The following is a 17716-nucleotide window of genomic DNA, read 5'->3' on the forward strand; positions in this document are numbered from 1 at the left end:
TCGAACCTCATGACCTCCATCCGTGAGGGCAAGAAGATGTCGAACGACACCCTGACCCGGCCGGCGTGATGCCGACCGGGCCCGTCCGTCACGGCTCCGCGGTGCGCGAGGGTCCACGGACCCCCGGTGGCCTAGAGGTCGAAGTAGAGCTCGAACTCGTGCGGGTGCGGGCGCAGCTGGATCGGGGCGATCTCGTGGGTGCGCTTGTAGTCGATCCAGGTCTCGATCAGGTCCGAGGTGAAGACGCCGCCGGCCTGGAGGTACTCGTTGTCGTCCTCCAGGGCGTGGAGGACGGCCTCCAGGTTGGTCGGGACCTGCTGGACGTTCGCGTGCTCCTCGGGAGCCAGCTCGTACAGGTCCTTGTCGATCGGCTCGGCCGGCTCGATCTTGTTCTTGATGCCGTCGAGGCCCGCGAGGAGCAGGGCGGAGAAGGCGAGGTACGGGTTCGAGGACGGGTCCGGCGCGCGGAACTCGACGCGCTTGGCCTTCGGGTTCGAGCCCGTGATCGGGATGCGCATGGCGGCGGAGCGGTTGCGCTGCGAGTACACCATGTTGACCGGGGCCTCGAAGCCCGGGACCAGGCGGTGGTACGAGTTCACCGTCGGGTTGGTGAAGGCGAGCAGCGACGGGGCGTGCTTGAGGATGCCGCCGATGTAGTAGCGCGCGGTGTCCGACAGGCCCGCGTAGCCGGCCTCGTCGTAGAACAGCGGGTCGCCGTTGGACCACAGCGACTGGTGGACGTGCATGCCCGAGCCGTTGTCGCCGAAGATCGGCTTCGGCATGAAGGTCGCGGTCTTGCCGTTGCGCCAGGCGACGTTCTTGATGATGTACTTGAACAGCATCAGGTCGTCGGCGGAGGCGAGCAGGGTGTTGAACTTGTAGTTGATCTCCGCCTGGCCGGCGGTGCCGACCTCGTGGTGCTGGCGCTCGACCTGCAGGCCGACGTTCTCCAGCTCCAGGGACATCTCCGAGCGCAGGTCGGCGAAGTGGTCGACCGGCGGGGCCGGGAAGTAGCCGCCCTTGTAACGGACCTTGTAGCCGCGGTTGTTCTCCTCCGCACCGGTGTTCCAGGCGCCGGCCTCGGAGTCGATGTGGTAGAACCCCTGGTTCGCGGAGGTCTCGAAGCGCACCGAGTCGAACACGTAGAACTCGGCCTCGGGGCCGAAGTAGGCGGTGTCGGCGATGCCGGTGGAGGCCAGGTAGGTCTCCGCCTTCTTCGCGATGTTCCGCGGGTCGCGGCTGTACGCCTCGCCCGTGATCGGGTCGTGGATGAAGAAGTTGATGTTGAGCGTCTTGTCGCGGCGGAAGGGGTCCACCCGGGCCGTCGACAGGTCGGCGCGCAGGGCCATGTCCGACTCGTGGATCGCCTGGAAGCCGCGGATCGACGAGCCGTCGAACGCGAGCTCCTCCGCCGGGTCGAAGGCCGTCGCCGGGATCGTGAAGTGCTGCATCACGCCCGGGAGGTCACAGAAGCGGACGTCGACCATCTTGACGTCGTTGTCCTTGATGAACTTCTGGACCTCGTCGGCGTTCTGGAACCCGTGCTTCTCGGACATCCAACTCCTCCTACTCCCGGCCCGGGGAGGGGCGGGGTTTGCAGCTCGGTCGTGCGGCCAGTGCGGTGGCACACGCAGGACCCGACCATAGGCAGACGGGATTTCTCAAGCATGACCCATTTGTTTCGTCGAAGTTAACCGGGCCGGGTGTGCCGCGGGCCACGCGGCGCCCCTCGCCGACCCAGGCCGAAGTGATCAAAATCGGGCACAGTACCGTGGTCGCGTGGACAACAGGCAAGCACTCGGATCATGGCTCTCCGGACCGCGCGCGGCGGCGGAGGAGGCCGGTGTCGACTTCGGCTACCGGGGGCAGCAGCTCGGCCTGCCCGAGGAGGGGCCCGGCTCGATCGCCCGCCCCGGCCGCCGGCTCGGCGCCCTCGCCGTCGACTGGGCCCTCTGCATGGTGATCGCATACGGCCTGATCACCGACGGCTACAGCCAGGCCACCGGCAACTGGGCGCTGGTCATCCTGCTGGTCATGAGCGTGCTCACGGTCGGCACGGTCGGCTTCACCCCCGGCAAGCGCCTCTTCGGCCTCCGGGTGGTCTCGGCGCGCGGCGGACGGCTCGCCCTCCCGCGCGTGGTGCTGCGCAGCGTCCTGGTCTGCCTGGCCCTGCCGGCCCTGATCTGGGACCGGGACGGCCGAGGTCTGCACGACCGTTTCTCCGGCGCCGTCCAGGTCCGCATCTGACACCGGGATCGGGAGCGGGAACGCGAAACGGGAGGCGCCCCGGACCGGGTCAGGTCCGGGGCGCCTCCCGTTCTACGCGTACGGCGCTCAGCGCATCTTTCCGCCGCGAGGCATCCGCATGCCCTTGGGCATGGGGCCCTTCGGCAGGGGCATGTTGCTCATCAGGTCGCCCATCGCCCGCAGCCGGTCGTTGGCGGCGGTCACCTGGGGGCCGGAGAGGAGCCGCGGAAGCTTCAGCATCTTCGTGCGGACCTTCTTCAGCGGCACCTGGCCCTGGTCCTCGTCGTTGCCGACGATGATGTCGGTCACCGGCACGTCCAAGACGATGCGGGCGACCTTCTTCTTCTCGGCCGCGAGCAGCGTCTTCAGCCGGTTCGGGTTGCCCTCGCCGACCAGCACGACGCCCTGACGGCCGACCGCCCGGTGCACGACGTCCTGGCTGCGGTTCATCGCGACCGCCGGGGTGACCGTCCAGCCGCGCCCGATGTTCTGCAGCACCGCCGCGGCCGCGCCCGGCTGGCCCTCCATCTGCCCGAAGGCGGCCTTCTCGGCGCGCCGGCCGAAGATGATCGCCATCGCCAGGAACGCCAGCACGAAGCCGAGGATGCCCAGGTAGACCGGGTGCCCGATCAGGAAGCCGACCGCGAGGAAGACACCGAGTACGACGATGCCCACGCCCGCGACGATGAGCCCGACCTTGGGGTCGGCCTTCCGGGTCATCTTGTACGTGAGGGCGATCTGCTTCAGTCGCCCGGGGTTCGCGGCGTCAGCGCCGCCCGTGTTTGCACTCCTCGCCATGTCCAGAAGTTTACGTGGCCCGGGACGCCTGGCCCGACACCGCCTCCAGCACGTGCTGGGCCTCGACCCGGTCCTTGGCCCGGCGGCGGTCCTCCAGGACCGACGTCCAGGCGTTGCGGCGGGCCCTGCGCTGGCCTCGGGAGAGCAGCAGGGACTCGACGGCCCGGAGGGCGTCGGTGACGGACGGGAGCGCCGTGGCGCGGATCTGCGCGGCCTGCATGGGAGGGGGCCTCCGTGAACGCTCGGTGGCGGTGAGTGAGTACAGCCTCACGCATCGGTGTTACCAGTGCGTGACCCGGCGGTCAAACACTGATGAAACCCTGATGCGCCGACGCGGCCGTCCCGGGGGGACGGCCGCGTCGGGCGAGGCGGGGAAAAGGCCCGGTCAGACGGCCTGGGCGGCGTTGGCGCCCTCGGCCGCGCCCGCGCGCTTCTCGATGGCCTGCTGGTAGAGCCGGCCGGCCCGGTACGAGGAGCGGACCAGCGGGCCCGACATCACACCGGAGAAGCCGATCTCGTCGGCCTCCTCCTTCAGCTCCACGAACTCCTGCGGCTTCACCCAGCGCTCGACGGGGTGGTGCCGGACGGAGGGGCGCAGGTACTGCGTGATGGTGATCAGCTCGCAGCCCGCGTCGTGCAGGTGCTGGAGGGCCTCGCTGATCTCCTCGCGGGTCTCGCCCATGCCGAGGATCAGGTTCGACTTCGTGACCAGACCGTAGTCACGGGCCTGGGTGATGACGTCCAGCGAGCGCTCGTAGCGGAAGCCGGGGCGGATCCGCTTGAAGATCCGCGGCACCGTCTCGACGTTGTGCGCGAAGACCTCGGGGCGGGACGCGAAGACCTCCGCGAGGAGCTCCGGGACCGCGTTGAAGTCGGGGGCGAGCAGCTCGACCTTGGTGCGGCCCTCGGCGCGGGCCGCGGTCTGCTCGTGGATCTGGCGGACGGTCTCCGCGTACAGCCAGGCGCCGCCGTCCGCCAGGTCGTCGCGGGCGACGCCGGTGATGGTGGCGTAGTTCAGGTCCATCGTGACGACGGACTCGCCGACGCGGCGGGGCTCGTCACGGTCGAGCGCCTCCGGCTTGCCGGTGTCGATCTGGCAGAAGTCGCAGCGGCGCGTGCACTGGTCGCCGCCGATGAGGAAGGTGGCCTCGCGGTCCTCCCAGCATTCGAAGATGTTGGGACAGCCCGCCTCCTGGCAGACCGTGTGCAGGCCCTCGCTCTTCACCAGGCCCTGGAGCTTGTTGTACTCCGGGCCCATCTTCGCGCGGGTCTTGATCCACTCGGGCTTGCGCTCGATGGGGGTCTGGGCGTTCCGGACCTCCAGGCGCAGCATCTTGCGTCCGTCGGGTGCGACTGCGGACACATCGGCTCCTGTAGCTTCGATTCTTCGGCGCACACCAGGGTACGCCGTTGCTTCCCATGCCTTACTACGTCTGGCCAACCTCTGGCCAGGACCACGCATTCCTCAGACGGCGGCGGAAGTGGTCTCCGCGGCGGCGCGCTCGACCTCGCGGGGCCTGAGCTCCGCGCCCTCCAGGACCTCGCGCAGGTGCCGCTCGACGACCGGGAGCACCTCCTCGATGGTGACGTCCCGGCCCAGCTCGGCGGCGAGCGAGGCCACCCCGGCGTCCCGGATGCCGCAGGGGATGATCCGGTCGAACCAGGTGTTGTCCGGGTTCACGTTCAGCGCGAAGCCGTGCATCGTGACGCCCTTGGCGACCCGGATGCCGATCGCGGCGAGCTTGCGGTCCTCGCGCCGCTGGCCCGCGTTGGAGGGGGCGTACTCGGGACCGTTGAGGCGGGGGTCGAACTCCTCGTCGGTCAGCCGGGGGTCGAAGTCCAGCGAGAGCCCGCCGAGCGCCGGGCGCCGCTCGACCGGGTCGCCGAGCACCCAGACGCCGCTGCGGCCCTCGATCCGGGTGGTCTCCAGGCCGAAGTCGGCGGCCGTGCGGATCAGCGCCTCCTCCAGGCGGCGGACGTGGGCGACCACGTCGACCGGCCGGGGCAGCTTCATGATCGGGTAGCCGACGAGCTGGCCGGGCCCGTGCCAGGTGATCTTGCCGCCGCGGTCCACGTCGACGACCGGGGTCCCGTCCAGGGGGCGCTCGTTCTCGGCGGTGCGCCGGCCCGCCGTGTACACGGGCGGGTGCTCCAGCAGCAGACAGGTGTCCCCGACCTCGTCCGCGAACCGGGCGGCGTGCACCTCGCGCTGCTTGTCCCAGGCCGCCCGGTACTCCACGGCGTCCTCGCCGAAGCCCAGACGGACGAATCGCAGCTCACTCACGGCCATGCCTCCTCCTGGATGCCGAAGGCCGGGTTCCGGGGGATCGTCCCGGGGCGGGAGCCGGCTCGGCACCATGCGTCATACGCGCCCATGCCACTGTACGGCGGAACGCCGAACAGCCGTCCGGCAGGTGCGCCGGGCCGCGAGCGCGCTGCTCCGGAGCCCTTCGCTTCGGGCACGGCCGTAAATAACCCTCCGCGTTCCTCACACGATCGGATGAATCTGGGGCGAAGGTGGCGGTTAGGGCGGAGCGGGCCGCTAAATTCACGCCGTTCCATGAGGGTTCAAGAGGGCCCAAGAAGGTCCATGCCGGGCGGGCTGCCACCCGGGCCCGGAAGGCAGGAGACCGCACAGCCGATGACGGAACGACCCCCGCAGCGCATCCCGAACCGCCAGCTCGCCGCGCTCATCACCGAGGCCGGCTTCTCCAACGCGGGCCTCGCCAGACGGGTGGACCAGCTCGGCCTGGAGCACGGGCTCGACCTGCGGTACGACAAGACGTCGGTCACCCGCTGGCTGCGCGGGCAGCAGCCGCGCGGCACCACCCCCGCGCTGATCGCCGAGGTCTTCACCCGGCGCCTCGGGCGCCGGCTCTCCGCCCAGGACCTGGGGCTCGACGCCTGCGCCCCGGTCTACGCCGGGCTGGAGTTCGCCGCCACCCCCGAGGAGGCCGTGGACATCGTCAGCGGGCTGTGGCGCAAGGACTCCGGCAGCCACGCCGAGCTGCGGAAGATCGCCTTCACCCCGGCCGGACTCGTCGTCCCCAGCCGCGACTGGCTGATCGGGCGCGCCGACGAGCGGGTCGCGCGCGGCGAGACCGGCGGCCCCGCCGCCGAGCGGGTGCCCGCCCAGGGCCGCTTCTCGGTGCCCCGCCAGCGCGGCACCGACCGGGGCCCCGGCCAGCGGGTCTCCGGCGGCGACATCGCGGCCCTGCGCTCGGTCGGCGAGCTCTTCCGCACCCTCGACCACGCCTACGGCGGCGGCCACGCCCGCCAGGCCCTCGTCCGCTACCTGGAGCACGAGGCCGAGCCGATGCTGCGCGGCAGCTACGGCGAGCACACCGGCCGGCGGCTCTTCGGCGCCGCCGCCGACCTCACCCGGCTGGCCGGCTGGACCTCGTACGACATCGCCGCCCACGGCCTCGCCCAGCGCTACTTCGTCCAGGCGCTGCGGCTCGCGCAGGCCGCCGGGGACCGCGCGTACGGCTCGTACGTCCTGATCACCATGAGCCACCAGGCCGTCTACCTCGGGCACGGCCGCGAGGCCGTCCAGCTCGCCCGGGTCGCCCAGCAGGGCGTCGGCTCCGCCGCCCCGCCCGTCGTCCAGGCACTGCTGTACGCGGTGGAGGCCCGCGGCCACGGCGTCCTCGGCGACGCGCGGGCCTGCGGCGCCTCCCTCGCCCGGGCCGAGCGCGCCCTGGAGGCCGCCCGGCCCGGCGACGAGGTGCCCTACTGGGCGCGGCCCTTCGACGAGGCCCAGCTCGCGGACGAGTTCGGGCACTGCCACCGCGACCTCCAGCAGTACCGGGCCGCCGCCCAGCACGCCGAGCGGGCCCTCCAGCTCCGCGCCCCCGGCTACGCCCGCAGCCGGCTCTTCTGCCGGGTCGTCCTCGCCTCCGCCCGGCTCGCCCTCGGCGAGCTCGACCAGGCGTGCGCGCTCGGCGCCGAGGCCGCCCAGCAGGCGTCCGAGATGCGCTCGGCCCGCGCGGTCGAGTACGTCCGCGACTTCGAGCGCCGCCTGGAGCCCTACCGCGACGCCCCCGCCGTCCGCACCTACCGCGACCGGGTGGCGGCGCTGGGATAGCGCCGCCCGGCCCGCCCCTCGGCCCGGCCCGCCCCCCGGCCCGTCAGGCCGCCCGCTCCGCCGGCGCCGGGCCCGCCGGGCGCAGCCCCAGGTCCGCGAGGAGCGTCAGCGCCGCCCGCCGCGCCGAGGTGAGCGCGCCCACCGGGGTGCCGGTGGCCCGGTGGTCCCCGCACACGTAGAGCCCCGACAGCACCCGGACCGGGCGCTCCGGGTCGAACGGGGGCCGCATCGCCGGGAAGGCGTACGGGGTGTGGCGCAGCCCCAGCAGCTCCCACTCGTCCGTGGACGTCCCGTACAGCGTCGCCAGGTGCTTGCGGACCCGCCGCTCCGTGTCGTCCGGCGCGGTCCCCAGCACCGTCGAGGTGATCAGCGCCCGCCCGTCCGGCGCCCGCGACGGGTCGACCGCGCTCATCACGGCCGAGTGCGCCACCGGCCCGCCCGCGTCGGACTCCAGCAGCAGCACCGGCTCCCCGGTCGGCGCGAACGGAGCCGTGTGGTGCAGCACGGTCGCCGCGTGGTACTCCGGCACGCACAGCCCCGGCAGCAGCTCCGCCGCCGTCCGGCCGCCGGTCGCCAGGACCACCGCGCGGCAGCCGAACACCCCGTGCTCCGCCGTCGTGACCCGGGCGATCGACACCTCGGTGACCCGCACCCCGGTGCGGACCGTGCCCGGCGGCAGCGCCGCCGCGAGCCGCTCCGGCAGCGCGTCCGAGCCGCCCGCCGGCACGCTCACCCGGCCCCGGGCGAAGGACCGCAGCGCGAGGTCCGCGCGGCGGCTGGAGGTCGACAGGTCCGGGTCGCCCAGCAGCGCGGCCACCAGCGGACGCAGCACGCCCTGGACCGTACGGGCGGGCAGCCGGGCCGTCAGCGCCTCGCGGGCGCCCCGCTCCGCGCGGCCGAGCAGCCGCGGCGCGGGCGTGGTGGCCAGCCGGACCAGCGAGGCCCCCAGCCGCGCCTGGTCGAGCGAGGTGGCCGGATTGCGCGGGGCGCTCGCGAGGGCGCGTGCCCGGGCACGCGCTCCCCCCATCCCCGGGGCTCCCGCGCCCCGTGAGGTCCACGGGGCGTGCGGTGCGCCCCAGCGCCCGTAGCGGCCGTCGCTGTGCACGACCACCCCCGGGGCGAAGGGGCGCAGCGGGACGCCCTCCAGTTGCTGTGTGGTCAGCAGCGGCCCGAGCCGGTCGAGCCGGAAGCCGTCGACGGTGTCCGTCGCCATCCGGCCGCCGATCCGCGGCGCGGCCTCCAGGACCGTGACCGAGAGCCCCGCCTCGGTCAGCAGCCTGGCCGCCGCGAGACCCGCGACCCCGGCTCCTACGACGACGACGTCCGAGTTGTTGAGCACGTGTCCCTCCCCAGGTCGGCGCGGTTGGTGGGGGGCCTATGCCCCCAACGCGCCCCCGGAATGCCCGAGTTCGCAGAAGAGTAGGCAGCGCTCCCACACCGTGGAGCCGCGCGCGACGGGGTGCACGCAGCACGGGGGAGCGCACGGCGGGTGAAGCGGGACGGACGGGGAGGGAAAGCCACGAGGTGGCGGGGGCTGCCGGGGCCGGGCGCGCCCCCGGAGCGGGGGCGCGGCCGGCGCGGTGGTCAGCGGGCGGCGGCCCGTACCGCTTCGTCGATGGTCGGGAAGGCGAAGTCGAAACCCGTCTCCAACAGGCGCCCCGGCAGCACCCGCTGACTCCCCAGCACGTCCTGGGCGAACTCCCCGAGCGCCAGCCGCAGCGCGGCGGCCGGCACGTGGCAGAAGGCCGGGCGGTGCAGCACCCGGCCCATCGCGGCGGTCACCTCGCGGTTGGTGACCGGCTCGGGCGCGGTCAGGTTCACCGGGCCGGACACCCCGGGGGTGTCCACCAGGTGCCGCAGCGCGGCGACCTCGTCGTGCAGCGCGATGAAGCTCCAGTACTGGCTCCCGTCGCCCATCCGGCCGCCGAGACCGGCCCGGAAGAGCGGGAAGAGCCGCCCCCAGGCGCCGCCCTCGCGGGCCACGACCAGGCCGGTGCGGGCGTACGCGACCCGGATGCCGGCCGCCTCGGCGGGGGCCGCGGCGGCCTCCCACTCGACGCACACCGAGGGCAGGAAGCCCTCGCCCGCGGGCGCGCTCTCGTCCACCGCGCGGGAGCCCGTGTCGCCGTAGTAGCCGAGCGCGGTGCCGCAGACCAGCACCTCGGGCGGCGCGGCCAGCGAGGCGAGGGCCTCGGCGACGGCGCGGGTGCCGAGCACCCGGCTGTCGCGGATCTCCTTCTTGTACGCCTCGCTCCAGCGCCGCTCGCCGACGCCCGCGCCCGCCAGGTGCACGACCGCGTCGACGCCGACGAGCCCGGCGGCGTCCACGTAGAGCCGTGCCGGGTCCCACTCCACCTCGTCGGCCGCGGCGGCGGGCCGCCGGACCAGGCGCAGGACGTCGTGGCCGTCGGCGCGCAGGGAGCGCACGAGCGCGGAGCCGATCAGGCCCGTGGCGCCGGTGACGGCGACGCGCTTGCGGGGGGCGGGTCGGGAGGAGGGCTGCATGGCTTCATCCTGCCCTTCCGGGCCGGTCCGTGGCACAGTGGCCCGCATGATCGCTCCGGAGATTCGGATACGCGTGGCCCGGCTCGGCGACGAGCCCGCCCTCGCCGAGCTCGACCGCGTCAGCTGGTCGCCCCTGCACGCGGTGCTGCCCGCCCCCGAGGGCGACGAGCCGTTCTTCGACGAGCGGCACCACCCCGAGGACTACCTGGTCGCGGAGGTGCCGGAGGCGGGTGTCGTGGGCTTCGTCCGGCTGGTCCGGGCGATCCCGCTGCCCAGCAACGCCCATGTGCGGCAGATCCAGGGGCTCGTGGTGGGCGAGGCGGCCCGGGGCCGGGGCGTGGCCCGCGCGCTGGTGCGCGCCGCCATGGACCGGGCCCGCCGGCAGGGCGCCACCCGGATCACCCTCCGCGTCCTCGGCCACAACGCCCCGGCCCGCGCGCTCTACGAGGCGGAGGGCTTCGCCGTGGAGGGCGTGCTGCCGGGGGAGTTCCTGCTGGCGGGGACGTACGTGGACGACGTCTGCATGGGGCGTCCGCTGGACTGAGCGGGGTCTTGGGGCGTCGGCCGGACTGAGCGGGGCCGTGGGGTGCGCGCCGGAGTGCGCGGGTCGCACACGCCCGGCTCCAGGCCCCGCGCGCCGGGCACCTGGCCCCGCGCGCCCGGCTCCCGGCCGCGCGCGCCCGGCTCCAGGCCCCGCGCGCTAGGCGCCACGCCGCCCCCGTCCGGCACCCGGCCCCGTGCTCAGCCCTTCCCGTCCGCCGCCCCCAGGATCCGCAGGCCGCCCGTCAGTTCGCGCAGGCAGCGGACCGCGAGCGCGGCCGGGGACGCCTCGCCGTGGACCGGGGCGTCCGTCTCGGACCAGGTCTCCAGGGCGATCCGGATCGCGTCCGTCGCCGCGGCGGCGGCCAGGCGCACCTCCAGGGGGTCCGCCGCCGGGCCCGCGAGGCCGGCCAGGACCTCCCGCAGGCGCTCCTCGGACTCCTGGTTGACCCGGTACCAGACGGCCCGCAGCGCCGGGTCGTGCGCCGCCGCGCGCAGCAGCCCCCGGGTCCAGCGCAGGCCCTCCGCCGCCTCCTCGCCCTCGGCGGCGAGCGAGGCGGCGATGGACCGCTCCAGGGCGGTGGGCACCGCCGTGCCGGGCGGGGTCCCGGCGGCGAGCTCGGCGCGCCAGCGGTCGGCGCCGCCCGCGAGCAGCGGGGCCACCGCGTCCTGCTTGGAGCGGAAGTAGCGGTAGAAGGTGCGCAGCGCGACCCCGGCCCGCTGGGCGACGTCCTCGGCGGTGGTGTCGTCCGGGCCGCGCTCGGTGAAGAGCTCGGCGGCGGCGCGCGCGATGTCCAGCTGGGTGGCCGCCTTGCGGCGCTCGGTCAGGGAGGGGGTCCTCGCGGGGGCGGCGCGGCCGGCCGGGTTCGTGTCGCTCACACCACCCAGCGTACGCCCCCGACTGCCAAGAGTGCATGCCGTGCAGCTATGGCAAAACGTGCCATGCGGGCGTACGGTGGCAGACATCCCCCGGATAGCTTGACATCGAGAGGTTGCCGTCATGAACCAGCTCACCCGTTACGAAGGACGCCGCGCCCTGGTCACCGGCGGCGGCTCCGGCATCGGCCAGGCCACCGTCCTGCGGATGCTCGCGGAGGGCGGCAGCGTCGTCGCCGCGGACATCAGCGAGGACGGCCTCAAGGACACCGTCGCCAAGGCCGGCGAGCACGCCGCCCGCCTCACGACCCTCGTCGTCAACATCGGCGACGAGTCCTCCGTACGCGAAGGTGTCGCCGCCGCCGTCACCGCCCTCGGCGGCCTGGACGTGCTGGTCAACGCGGCGGGCATCCTGCGCTCCTCGCACACCCACGAGACCAGCCTCGACGCCTTCGAGCAGGTGCTGCGGGTCAACCTGACCGGCACCTTCCTCATGATCCGCGAGGCCATCCCCGCGCTCCTGGAGGGCGACGGCGCCGCCGTCGTCAACTTCTCCTCCACCTCCGCGATGTTCGCCCACCCCTACATGGCGGCCTACGCGGCCAGCAAGGGCGGCATCCAGTCCATGACCCACGCGCTCGCCGCCGAGTACGCCAAGCATGGCATCCGCTTCACCGCCGTCCAGCCCGGCTCCATCTCCTCCGGCATGACCGACGGCAGCGGCGCCAGCAAGCAGTCCGCCGGCCCCGGCCTGCCCGAGGACACCGACTGGTCGCTCTTCGGCAAGCTGGCCCCCGCGCTCGGCCAGGGCTTCGCCGGCCCCGAGACCGTCGCCGGCGTCGTCGCCATGCTCGCCTCCGAGGACGGCCGCTTCATCACCGGCACCGAGGTCCGCATCGACGGCGGCACGCACTTCTGACGCCCGCCGCGGACACGCCCCGGTGCTCCCGCCCGGGGAGTGGGAGACCGCCCGGTCCGGTCCCGGCGACCCCCGCCCCCTCCGTCAGCCGGGACCGAACCGGGCCCACAGCCGCGGGAAGCGGCCCGCGAGCACCCCGTCGTCCGCCAGGTCGAGCGGGGTGCCCGCCGGTTCCGCCGCCTGCGGCGGGATCCCCAGGTCCGGCGCCTCCACCCCGGTCAGCCGCTCGTACGCCTCGTCCGCCGCGAAGCCCAGCTCCTCGCCGTCCCCGTCGATCTCCTCGTCGAAGGCGTCCAGCAGCTCCGCCAGCGCGTCCGGCTCGTGCACCGCCCCCTCGAACACCTCCCGGCCCTGGCCGATCAGCCAGCACCGGAAGAAGTCGAACGTGTCGTCCCCCGCCCCGTCGAACAGCACCGCCGCCGCGCCCCACAGCTCCCAGGTGTACGCCCGGTTGAAGCGGGCCTCGAAATGGCGCGCGAAGTCCAGGACGGCATCCGGGTCCAGCTGCGTCAGCCGCTCCACGAGCAGCTCGGCGTGCTCCTCCGGGTCGCCGTCGGCGCCCTCCCGGGTGGAGTCGATGATCTCCCAGAACTCCGTCTCGTCCATCACGGGTCCAGCATCGTGGCTGCCGCCGGGCGACGCACCCGGAAACGGCCGAAAACAATCCGGACGGAAGATGTCGGGATTAGCTGACAGGGTCGCTCCATGACCACCGAAACGCAGCCCCTCTCCGGCCGGATCGCCCTCGTCGCCGGCGCCACCCGAGGCGCCGGGCGGGCCATCGCCGTCCAGCTCGGCGCCGCCGGAGCAACCGTCTACGTCACCGGCCGCACCACCCGCGACAAGGTCAGCGAGGTCGGCCGCACCACCGAGACCATCGAGGGGACCGCCGAGCTCGTCACCGCCGCCGGCGGCACCGGCATCGCCGTCCCCACCGACCACCTCGAACCCGAGCGGGTCCGCGCCCTGATCGAGCGGATCGACCGCGAGCAGGGCCGGCTCGACGTGCTCGTCAACGACGTCTGGGGCGGCGAGCACCTCCTCACCTTCGGGACGAAGAGCTGGGAGTACGACCTCGACAGCGGGCTGCGGATGCTGGAACTCGGCGTGAAGACGCACGCCATCACCTCCCACACCGCGCTCCCGCTGCTGATCCGCACCCCCGGCGCACTGCTCGTCGAGGTCACCGACGGCACCGCCGCGTACAACACCACCCGCTACCGCGAGAACCTCTTCTACGACCTCGCCAAGAACGCCCCGATCCGGATGGCCTTCGGCCTCGGCGAGGAGCTCAAGGAGTACGGCGGCACCGCCGTCTGCGTCAGCCCCGGCTGGCTCCGCTCCGAGCAGATGCTCGCCCACTTCGGCGTCACCGAGGAGAACTGGCGCGACGCCGTGAAGGACCTCCCCGACTTCGGCGTCTCCGAGTCCCCGGTCTACGTCGGCCGGGCCGTCGCCGCCCTCGCCGCCGACCCCGGCCGGGCCCGCTGGAACGGCCGCTCGCTCGACAGCGGACAGCTCGCGAAGGAGTACGGCTTCACCGACGCGGACGGCTCCCGGCCCGACTCCTGGGGCTTCATCGTCGCCAAGGAGACCGAACCGGACACCCGGGTGGAGGACTATCGCTAGTCCTGCCGCTAGTCCTCCCGGTAGGACTACCGACTATCCGTACAGCCCGGCCAGCGCGCGGGCCGCCGCCGCGAAACGCTCGCGCAGGGAGGCGGGGGACAGCACCTCCGCCTCCGCGCCCAGGCCCAGGAGCTGCGCGAAGGCCACGTCCTCGCTCTCCACCGGCAGCGTCACCGTGACCCGGCCGGCCGCGTCCACGCCGCCCGCCGCCAGCGCCTCCTCGGCCGCCGCCCGGTCCGTCACGTGCGGCAGCCGCCGCGCCCCCTCGGGGCTCAGCCGCAGCACCGCCTCCGCGCGCAGCAGCGAGCGCGCGAACTCGGCGGACCGCTCGGTCCAGAACGCCGCCAGGTCGAAGTCCGGATCCCGCTCGAAGCGCCCGTCCGCCGCCGCCACCTCGGTGAACCGGTCCACCCGGTAGGTCCGGAAGGAGCCGCCGTCCGCCGGCCGGGCGCACACGTACCAGACACCCGCCTTCAGGACGAGCCCGTACGGCTGGAGCGCGCGCTCCACCTCGCCGTCGCCCCGCCGGTAGCGGGCCCGCACCGGCCGGTCGTCCCAGACCGCCTCCGCGAGGGGCGCGAGCAGCGCGGGCGTCTCCGGGTCCTGGTACCAGGCGGGCGCGTCCAGGTGGAAGCGCCGCCCCACCGCCTCCGGCGCGTCCCGCACCGAGGGCGTCAGCGCCGCCGCCACCTTCAGGCGCGCCGCCGAGGCCGCGTCCGCCAGCCCCAGGTCCCGCAGCGCCTCCGGCAGCCCCGACAGGAACAGCGCCTCGGCCTCGCCGCGCGCCAGCCCGGTCAGCCGGGTCCGGTAGCCGCCGACCAGCCGGTAGCCGCCCGCCCGGCCCCGGTCCGCGTAGACCGGCACCCCCGCCTCCGAGAGGGCGAGGGCGTCCCGGGTGATGGTGCGCTCCGACACCTCCAGCTCGGCGGCGAGTTCGGCGGCCGTCATGGACGGCCGGGACTGGAGCAGGAGCACCAACTTGATGAGGCGGGCGGCACGCATGACTCCATCATGCGCGTCGCCCGCCTCGGGCGGATCAAGAGGCCCCTACGGGCCCGCGGCCCTCGTCGGCCGTCGGCCCCTACAGGCCGTAGCGCTCCCGCGCCTCCTTCACCGACGCGGCCTGGACCTGCCCCTTGCGGGCGAGCTGGGCGAGCGCGGCGACGACGATCGACTGGGCGTCGATGCCGAAGTGGCGGCGGGCCGCGTCACGGGTGTCCGACAGGCCGAAGCCGTCGGCGCCCAGCGAGGACCAGTCCTGCTCGACCCACTGCGCGATCTGGTCCGGGACCTGGCGCATGTAGTCCGAGACGGCGAGGACCGGGGAGTCCACGCCCTCCAGGGCCTGGCGGACGTACGGCACCCGCTCCTCGCCGCGCAGCAGGGCCGCGTCGGCCTCCAGCGCGTCGCGGCGCAGCTCGGTCCAGGAGGTGGCGGACCACACGTCGGCGGCCACGCCCCACTCGGCGGCGAGCAGCTTCTGCGCCTCCAGGGCCCAGTGGATGGCCGTGCCGGAGGAGAGGAGCTGGATCCGCGCGGCGTTCGCCGGGAGCTCCAGGCCCGCCGACTCGGCCGTGTTGAAGCGGTACAGGCCCTTGACGATGCCCTCGTCGACACCCGCCGGCTTGGCCGGCTGCGGCATCGGCTCGTTGTAGACGGTGAGGTAGTAGAAGACGTTCTGGTCCTCGCCCTCGGCCGCCTCGCCGTACATGCGGCGCAGGCCCTCCTTGACGATGGCCGCGACCTCGTAGGCGAACGCCGGGTCGTAGGTGAGCGCCGCCGGGTTGGTGGCCGCGATCACGGGGGAGTGCCCGTCGGCGTGCTGGAGGCCCTCACCGGTCAGCGTGGTGCGGCCGGCGGTGGCGCCGACGAGGAAGCCTCGGCCGAGCTGGTCGCCGAGCTGCCACATCTGGTCGGCGGTCCGCTGCCAGCCGAACATCGAGTAGAAGATGTAGAACGGGATCATCGCCTCGCCGTGCGTCGCGTACGACGTGGAGGCGGCGATGAAGTCGGCCATCGAGCCGGCCTCGGTGATGCCCTCGTTCAGGATCTGGCCGTTGACGGCCTCCTTGTAGTACATCAGCTGGTCGCGGTCGACCGGCTCGTACGTCTGGCCCTTCGGCGAGTAGATGCCGAGCGAGGGGAAGAGCGACTCCATGCCGAAGGTGCGGGCCTCGTCCGGGACGATCGGGACCCAGCGCTTGCCGGTCTCCTTGTCGCGGACCAGGTCCTTGACCAGGCGGACGAAGGCCATCGTGGTCGCGATCGACTGCGAGCCGGAGCCCTTGTCGAAGGCGGCGAAGGTCTTGTCGGCCGGGGCCGGCAGCGGCGCGAGCGGGTGCGTCCGGCGGGCCGGGGCGGGGCCGCCGAGGGCCGCGCGGCGCTCCTGGAGGTAGCGGACCTCGGGGGCGTCGGCGCCCGGGTGGCCGTACGGCACCTGGCCGTCGACGAACTGCGCGTCCGAGATCGGCAGTTCGAGGAGGTCCCGCATGTTCTTGAACTCGTCGGTGGTGAGCTTCTTCATCTGGTGGTTCGCGTTCTTCGACGCGAAGCCCTCACCGAGGGTGAAGCCCTTGACGGTCTGCGCCAGGATGACGGTCGGCGCGCCCTTGAACTCCAGGGCGGCCTTGTACGCGGCGTAGACCTTGCGCGGCTCGTGGCCACCGCGGGAGAGGTGGAAGCACTCCAGGATCTTGTCGTCCGAGAGCAGCTTCGCCAGCTCGACGAGGGCCGGCTCCTTGCCGAAGAAGTCCTGGCGGATGTAGGCGGCGTCGCGGGTCTGGTACGTCTGGACCTGCGCGTCCGGCACCTCGCGGAGGCGGCGGACCAGGGCGCCGGTGGTGTCGAGCGCGAACAGCTCGTCCCAGGCGTTGCCCCACAGCGACTTCACGACGTTCCAGCCGGCGCCGCGGAACTGGGCCTCCAGCTCCTGCACGATCTTGAAGTTGGCGCGGACCGGGCCGTCGAGGCGCTGCAGGTTGCAGTTGATGACGAAGGTCAGGTTGTCCAGGCCCTCGCGGGCGGCGAGCGCCAGGGCGGCGGTCGACTCCGGCTCGTCCATCTCGCCGTCGCCGAGGAAGGCCCACACGTGCGAGGCGGAGACGTCCTTGATGGCGCGGTTGGTCAGGTAGCGGTTGAAGCGCGCCTGGTAGATCGCCGAGAGCGGGCCGAGGCCCATGGAGACGGTGGGGAACTCCCACAGCCAGGGCAGCCGGCGCGGGTGCGGGTAGGAGGGCAGGCCGTTGCCGCCGGACTCCTGCCGGAAGTTGTCGAGGTGGCCCTCGTTCAGCCGCCCGTCGAGGAAGGCGCGGGCGTAGATGCCGGGGGAGGCGTGGCCCTGGATGTAGAGCTGGTCGCCGGAGCCCTCGGCGGCGCCCGACTCCTTGCCCTTGAAGAAGTGGTTGAAGCCGGTCTCGTAGAGCCAGGCCGCGGAGGCGAAGGTGGCGATGTGGCCGCCGACGCCGTGCTTGGAGCCGCGGGTGACCATCGCGGCCGCGTTCCAGCGGTTCCACGCGGTGATCCTCCGCTCCATCTCCTCGTCGCCGCCGAACTCGGTGACCGAGGGCTCGGCGGAGGTGGGGATGGTGTTGACGTAGTCCGTCTCCAGCAGCTTGGGCAGGGCCAGGCCCGCGCCCTCGGCGTGCTGGAGCGTGCGGCGCATCAGGTAGGCGGCCCGGTGCGGACCGGCGGCCTTGGTGACGGCGTCCAGGGAGGCCGCCCACTCGGCGGTCTCCTCGGTGTCACGGTCCGGGAGCTGGTCGAGCTCGCTCGGAATCTTGCCTACGGGATCGGTCATGATCGCCGCCTTCCGGACAGGAGGGGGTGCTGAAAAAAGAAGCCGTGTCTGGCAGGACAGGGCGAAGGGCCGGGGTACGGCCCGCCGAAGACTGTAAGCCGACGATCGATGATCGATCAAAGTGTTGAAGGGAAAAACTTGCCTGGAACACAAAAGTCGGCACAGGGTGCCGCGAAAAAGGGCACCCGGTGCCTAGTTTTCGAAGGATTTCCGCAGGTGAAGCAGCGATTGAGGCCCCGTACGCACGAATGAGCGGGCCCGTTCGAAACGGGCCCGCCCAATAAACGATCAAGGAATGACCGAGGGATACGGGGTCGGC

The 17716-nt window shown here is 73.3% G+C and carries 16 protein-coding genes; 5 read left to right on the forward strand and 11 right to left on the reverse strand.

The features are described 5' to 3' along the window. Window positions 1-131 precede the first annotated feature (131 nt). Window positions 132-1556: a type I glutamate--ammonia ligase gene (glnA, locus tag AB0C99_RS21585; RefSeq protein WP_362477229.1), complete on the reverse strand. Its 1425-nt coding sequence runs from the start codon at window positions 1554-1556 to the stop codon at window positions 132-134. A 223-nt stretch (window positions 1557-1779) separates the two neighbouring features. Between glnA and AB0C99_RS21590 the strand changes: the two genes are divergently transcribed. Further along, window positions 1780-2247, forward strand: coding sequence for an RDD family protein (locus AB0C99_RS21590; RefSeq protein ID WP_362477232.1), 468 nt, complete (start codon window positions 1780-1782; stop codon window positions 2245-2247). Window positions 2248-2334: 87 nt separating this feature from the next. On the opposite strand, the gene AB0C99_RS21595 is transcribed toward AB0C99_RS21590, so the two are convergent. From AB0C99_RS21595 to lipB, 4 genes are all read right to left on the reverse strand, one after another. Beyond that, window positions 2335-3045, reverse strand: coding sequence for a DUF4191 domain-containing protein (locus AB0C99_RS21595; RefSeq protein WP_362477235.1), 711 nt, complete (start codon window positions 3043-3045; stop codon window positions 2335-2337). Window positions 3046-3055: 10 nt separating this feature from the next. Beyond that, on the reverse strand, window positions 3056-3265 hold the full coding sequence (locus AB0C99_RS21600; RefSeq protein WP_351659363.1) for a hypothetical protein: 210 nt from the start codon (window positions 3263-3265) through the stop codon (window positions 3056-3058). 165 nt (window positions 3266-3430) lie between these two features. Further along, window positions 3431-4408 (reverse strand): lipoyl synthase, encoded by a 978-nt coding sequence (gene lipA, locus AB0C99_RS21605; protein ID WP_362477237.1) that lies wholly within the window; start codon window positions 4406-4408, stop codon window positions 3431-3433. A gap of 102 nt (window positions 4409-4510) precedes the next feature. Beyond that, window positions 4511-5329, reverse strand: a complete 819-nt coding sequence (lipB, locus tag AB0C99_RS21610) for a lipoyl(octanoyl) transferase LipB (RefSeq protein ID WP_362477239.1) — start codon at window positions 5327-5329, stop codon at window positions 4511-4513. Between the two features lie 357 nt (window positions 5330-5686). On the opposite strand from lipB, the gene AB0C99_RS21615 reads away from it, so the two are divergent. Beyond that, complete coding sequence (locus AB0C99_RS21615; RefSeq protein ID WP_362477241.1) at window positions 5687-7132, forward strand: regulator; 1446 nt, start codon at window positions 5687-5689, stop codon at window positions 7130-7132. A 43-nt stretch (window positions 7133-7175) separates the two neighbouring features. On the opposite strand, the gene AB0C99_RS21620 is transcribed toward AB0C99_RS21615, so the two are convergent. After that, window positions 7176-8471 (reverse strand): NAD(P)/FAD-dependent oxidoreductase, encoded by a 1296-nt coding sequence (locus tag AB0C99_RS21620; RefSeq protein ID WP_362477244.1) that lies wholly within the window; start codon window positions 8469-8471, stop codon window positions 7176-7178. A 245-nt stretch (window positions 8472-8716) separates the two neighbouring features. Next, complete coding sequence (locus AB0C99_RS21625) at window positions 8717-9637, reverse strand: TIGR01777 family oxidoreductase (RefSeq protein WP_362477247.1); 921 nt, start codon at window positions 9635-9637, stop codon at window positions 8717-8719. Window positions 9638-9683: 46 nt separating this feature from the next. On the opposite strand from AB0C99_RS21625, the gene AB0C99_RS21630 reads away from it, so the two are divergent. After that, window positions 9684-10181 (forward strand): GNAT family N-acetyltransferase, encoded by a 498-nt coding sequence (locus AB0C99_RS21630; protein WP_362477250.1) that lies wholly within the window; start codon window positions 9684-9686, stop codon window positions 10179-10181. Window positions 10182-10378: 197 nt separating this feature from the next. Here the strand turns inward: AB0C99_RS21630 and AB0C99_RS21635 are convergent, their stop codons facing one another. Continuing rightward, window positions 10379-11056 carry a TetR family transcriptional regulator gene (locus AB0C99_RS21635; RefSeq protein WP_362477253.1) on the reverse strand — a complete coding sequence of 226 codons (678 nt, stop codon included), beginning with the start codon at window positions 11054-11056 and terminating at the stop codon, window positions 10379-10381. A gap of 121 nt (window positions 11057-11177) precedes the next feature. Between AB0C99_RS21635 and AB0C99_RS21640 the strand changes: the two genes are divergently transcribed. Next, on the forward strand, window positions 11178-11972 hold the full coding sequence (locus tag AB0C99_RS21640; RefSeq protein ID WP_362477256.1) for an SDR family oxidoreductase: 795 nt from the start codon (window positions 11178-11180) through the stop codon (window positions 11970-11972). 84 nt (window positions 11973-12056) lie between these two features. Here the strand turns inward: AB0C99_RS21640 and AB0C99_RS21645 are convergent, their stop codons facing one another. Next, window positions 12057-12578 (reverse strand): DUF4240 domain-containing protein, encoded by a 522-nt coding sequence (locus tag AB0C99_RS21645; protein WP_362477470.1) that lies wholly within the window; start codon window positions 12576-12578, stop codon window positions 12057-12059. Between the two features lie 99 nt (window positions 12579-12677). Between AB0C99_RS21645 and AB0C99_RS21650 the strand changes: the two genes are divergently transcribed. Further along, window positions 12678-13601: an SDR family oxidoreductase gene (locus AB0C99_RS21650; RefSeq protein ID WP_362477259.1), complete on the forward strand. Its 924-nt coding sequence runs from the start codon at window positions 12678-12680 to the stop codon at window positions 13599-13601. Window positions 13602-13634: 33 nt separating this feature from the next. Here the strand turns inward: AB0C99_RS21650 and AB0C99_RS21655 are convergent, their stop codons facing one another. After that, complete coding sequence (locus AB0C99_RS21655; RefSeq protein ID WP_362477262.1) at window positions 13635-14603, reverse strand: WYL domain-containing protein; 969 nt, start codon at window positions 14601-14603, stop codon at window positions 13635-13637. A gap of 79 nt (window positions 14604-14682) precedes the next feature. Continuing rightward, window positions 14683-17397, reverse strand: coding sequence for a pyruvate dehydrogenase (acetyl-transferring), homodimeric type (gene aceE / locus AB0C99_RS21660; RefSeq protein ID WP_362477265.1), 2715 nt, complete (start codon window positions 17395-17397; stop codon window positions 14683-14685). Window positions 17398-17716: the final 319 nt, after the last annotated feature.

This window comes from Streptomyces sp. NPDC048659 (assembly GCF_040650575.1).
In the GTDB taxonomy this organism is placed as follows: Bacteria; Actinomycetota; Actinomycetes; order Streptomycetales; family Streptomycetaceae; genus Streptomyces.

Excerpts from the sequence above, each read along its gene's own strand:
- glnA (WP_362477229.1), bottom strand. The coding sequence starts at position 1,556 with ATGTCCGAGAAGCACGGGTTCCAGAACGCCGACGAGGTCCAGAAGTTC.
- AB0C99_RS21595 (WP_362477235.1), bottom strand. The coding sequence starts at position 3,045 with ATGGCGAGGAGTGCAAACACGGGCGGCGCTGACGCCGCGAACCCCGGG.
- AB0C99_RS21600 (WP_351659363.1), bottom strand. The coding sequence starts at position 3,265 with ATGCAGGCCGCGCAGATCCGCGCCACGGCGCTCCCGTCCGTCACCGAC.
- AB0C99_RS21615 (WP_362477241.1), top strand. The coding sequence starts at position 5,687 with ATGACGGAACGACCCCCGCAGCGCATCCCGAACCGCCAGCTCGCCGCG.
- AB0C99_RS21625 (WP_362477247.1), bottom strand. The coding sequence starts at position 9,637 with ATGCAGCCCTCCTCCCGACCCGCCCCCCGCAAGCGCGTCGCCGTCACC.
- AB0C99_RS21630 (WP_362477250.1), top strand. The coding sequence starts at position 9,684 with ATGATCGCTCCGGAGATTCGGATACGCGTGGCCCGGCTCGGCGACGAG.
- AB0C99_RS21640 (WP_362477256.1), top strand. The coding sequence starts at position 11,178 with ATGAACCAGCTCACCCGTTACGAAGGACGCCGCGCCCTGGTCACCGGC.
- AB0C99_RS21645 (WP_362477470.1), bottom strand. The coding sequence starts at position 12,578 with ATGGACGAGACGGAGTTCTGGGAGATCATCGACTCCACCCGGGAGGGC.
- AB0C99_RS21650 (WP_362477259.1), top strand. The coding sequence starts at position 12,678 with ATGACCACCGAAACGCAGCCCCTCTCCGGCCGGATCGCCCTCGTCGCC.
- AB0C99_RS21655 (WP_362477262.1), bottom strand. The coding sequence starts at position 14,603 with ATGCGTGCCGCCCGCCTCATCAAGTTGGTGCTCCTGCTCCAGTCCCGG.
- aceE (WP_362477265.1), bottom strand. The coding sequence starts at position 17,397 with ATGACCGATCCCGTAGGCAAGATTCCGAGCGAGCTCGACCAGCTCCCG.